This is a genomic window from Roseibium sp. RKSG952 (assembly GCF_009711355.1).
In genome coordinates, this window is sequence record NZ_SMMF01000648.1 from 1 (window position 1) to 3,134 (window position 3,134).

Consider the following 3,134-nt stretch of genomic DNA (forward strand, 5'->3'; position numbering starts at 1 on the left):
CGGCCGATCAATCAAATTAAAACGGCGAGACAAGCCAAAAGACGCAAGAAACTTTTGCTTTGCCTAAAGGCAATGCTTGCGATACGTCTAAACAAGAATTATGATCCGAGGTGCGAACTAGGACATAGGCACTTGCTGCTTATCTCATGATGGAACCCGCTCTCCGTAGCGGGTTCTTTCATATGTCAGCCATCTTCATTCTCCTTATTTTGATGTTGAACGTAGTTTGAGTGGATATCCGCTAAGTTTTCACTTAGCCAATCTGCAAATTTCTGCTTATTTTTGGGTATCGAAATCGTTGTATTTGATAAGTTATATTTTACACTCGCCAACATATTACCTTCAGATAAGATCTCTTTTGTTTTGCTGCCTGCTTGTTGCATGCTGATTTTCTCATCCCTCGCAGCCTTAATAGCGCGTGCAAGACGATCCGAAGGTGCACAACTTTTGAAATCATCGCTTTGGATCAGTGCACGAACGCGAGCTTCTGCACCTGGGGCATCGAAGGTTGCGGCGAATTTCATCCACGCCGGCCTACCGACGTTCTTAGCACGACCGATTGCATATATAATGTCGCTGGGGATGCAATCTGATATCTTTAACATATTTGAAATAACAGTCTGGACCTGACCTAGTATTGGCTCCATTTCCCGTTGTTTCAGGCCCGCTTCCCGAAGTTTTGCAGCCCAGAGAGACATTTCAACAAAAGTCAGATTTTCTCTAACACCATTTTCCAATGACTGCTCTTTAATAAGCTCGGCATCGGTTAGTGGACGAACATAGGCTTTTACTTTAACGATTTCCGGCTTATCTGATTCTTCCATCAATTCACGAATAGCAATAACACGCCTGTGACCATATGAAAGTTGATAGCGCCCTTTCTCTGTCGGATGCGGACGAACCAAAATTGGTATCTTTTGCCCCTCATCTCGCATGGAGAGCTTTAGCCCCTCTAGTTCCGTCCGCCCTTCCGCATCCAATTCAAACCGATCCGAAAAAGGGCTTGGATCGACCTTGGCAGGATCGAGAGAAACTATGCTATCTTCTTTCATATGAGAAAGCGCACGAGACATGGAATTAACTACCGGAGTAGTAACTTTTTCTGTTTTAGAATCATCCGTCCGGACGCCATGTGGTGCGGTAGACATCATCTTAACGATAGATTTCTTCATCATTAGACCTCCCTACCCCACACCTGCTTGATCATTCCTAAAATTTCACCGTTAACTTGATCGATACTTTCGACTGCCCGCTTAAGCGTTTCCCGTCCGATCTCGCCAGATTCAATTTCGTAGAGTGTTTTCTTTGCCACCCCTGCCGATGCAATAGCAGTGGACTCAATTGCTTCCGAAATAAGAACATCCGTTCCAAATAGATCACGCATTGTGCCAGACATTATTTTTTGCGGCCCATCGTTCGGATTGACCCGGGTCAACAGAAACTTTGTAAAGTCGTGTTCAAAAACTGCACCACCTTCTGCCAAGGTATGTGTTACATCCGAAATCATCTTGAGGAATTGTGAACATGATGACACATCCAACATTGCCGGATGTACGGTGATTATGAGACCCGTTGCCGCATAGAGGGCCGCCAGTGTCATGTACCCGAGCGAAGGGGGCGTATCGAGGACCACAACATCGTAGTTCTCTTCTACCGTTTGAATAGCCGCATCAAGTCGTTGAAAAAAAAGCCCCAGCTCATCAGTATTCCGATCGACTAGTGCTGTTGGCGTGTCATATTCAAAATCCATCAATCGCAGATTACCGCAGACGAGGTGAATACCTGGGAAATAAGTTTCCCGAATCACGTCGGAAAATGCTACGCGGTGATTATCGTATCTAAGCGCATCGTAAACCGTGTCGGTTCGCTCATCCTCACCATGTCCCGATCGCAAATCTCTATCGGGCTGGATCCCGAATGTAGTTGTCATTGATGCTTGCGGATCCAAGTCTACACATAAGACCCGATAGCCCTGCAAAGCGAGGTAGTGAGCTAAATGGACAGAGGTTGTTGTCTTAGAGCTTCCACCCTTGAAATTTGCAGCCGCAACAACCTGAAGCTTTTCCCCTTCGCGCCGCCAGGGCAGAAACTTTAATGCATCGTCTGGACGATGCTCAGCAAGGAAAGTTCGCAACTGCCAAACTTTGTCGATACTGTAAATACGCCGATTGTTTTCGGCTCGATCGGGTTGAGGCCCTTTACCTTCAAGTGTCAGTGTCCTCAACGTGCTGTCAGGCACTCCTAAGAGGCGTACCAAGTCCGTGGTACTGAATGTGCGAGTGAATTCCTTTCGAGCTTCCGGAGGATATGTGAGTTCTTGCATGCTCTGCAACCGGTCGGATAGCCGCCGCGTAAAACTCTCAACTTTCGCGGAAGTATCAAAATTGGAGTCAAAGTGATCTATATCGAACATTTAATCCTCAGACGGTTTAAAGCCTTTTGAAGAACCTATACCGTCAGAGTATTAAGTTCGCATCAGAGGATGCAAGTTTTTTTGTGTAAACAAACAATTAACAGCACATGCCGGCAAAAAATATAGCAATTGCTATAAAGCCACAACACTCCGGAAATTGCTGAGAATATCGCTATAGCCCATTGGGAATGTGTAAAAATCCCATAATTTCAGCGCTTTAAAAGTCAGGTCCGTCGGCTCTGAAGCCGTGCCATTGACTGAAGTCTCATGAAATTCGCTTTGTAAAAAAATAAGCGAACAATTCTCCCGTCGCGGAGTTTACGGCTGGATTGAGCGAATCATTTCATAGAATCAGGCTCAAAGCGTATTGAAACGGTGCTCCTGTAATGGGTAAAATGTATGGCGGTCTCGTATTCGTCTTGAACTACCCCTATGCTACTTGTCTGCGCTGCCGACTAATCTCCGGCACAAAATCCGGATACTCCTTCTCAAGAAGGCATAAACATTAAACAAGTGCGGCACCTGAATTATTGACTTTGTAGTTAAAATAATGACGGCCGCCATGCCAATAAGTTCAGCGCAGCACTGGGGCCGAGAGGAGACTGGCGGGTTGTGTTCGGGGCTTGGGTTTAGCTGACATCCGTTAGTCTACCATCCATTGGCAGCCTCGGCCCACTGCTGCCGTTCGTCAGGTTCCACTTCGCTGCGGCCAGTCAAAGGA

The 3,134-nt window shown here is 46.4% G+C and carries 2 protein-coding genes; both read right to left on the minus strand.

Annotated features, from left to right (window positions below; all coding sequences use genetic code 11):
• Window positions 1-185 precede the first annotated feature (185 nt).
• Window positions 186-1,175 (minus strand): plasmid partitioning protein RepB, encoded by a 990-nt coding sequence (repB, locus tag E1297_RS03300; RefSeq protein WP_209015623.1) that lies wholly within the window; start codon window positions 1,173-1,175, stop codon window positions 186-188.
• Window positions 1,175-2,413, minus strand: a complete 1,239-nt coding sequence (gene repA, locus E1297_RS03305; protein WP_155133837.1) for a plasmid partitioning protein RepA — start codon at window positions 2,411-2,413, stop codon at window positions 1,175-1,177. The genes repB and repA overlap by 1 nt, the downstream gene beginning before the upstream one ends.
• Window positions 2,414-3,134 lie beyond the last annotated feature (721 nt).

Excerpts from the sequence above, each read along its gene's own strand:
- repB (WP_209015623.1), bottom strand. The coding sequence starts at position 1,175 with ATGATGAAGAAATCTATCGTTAAGATGATGTCTACCGCACCACATGGC.
- repA (WP_155133837.1), bottom strand. The coding sequence starts at position 2,413 with ATGTTCGATATAGATCACTTTGACTCCAATTTTGATACTTCCGCGAAA.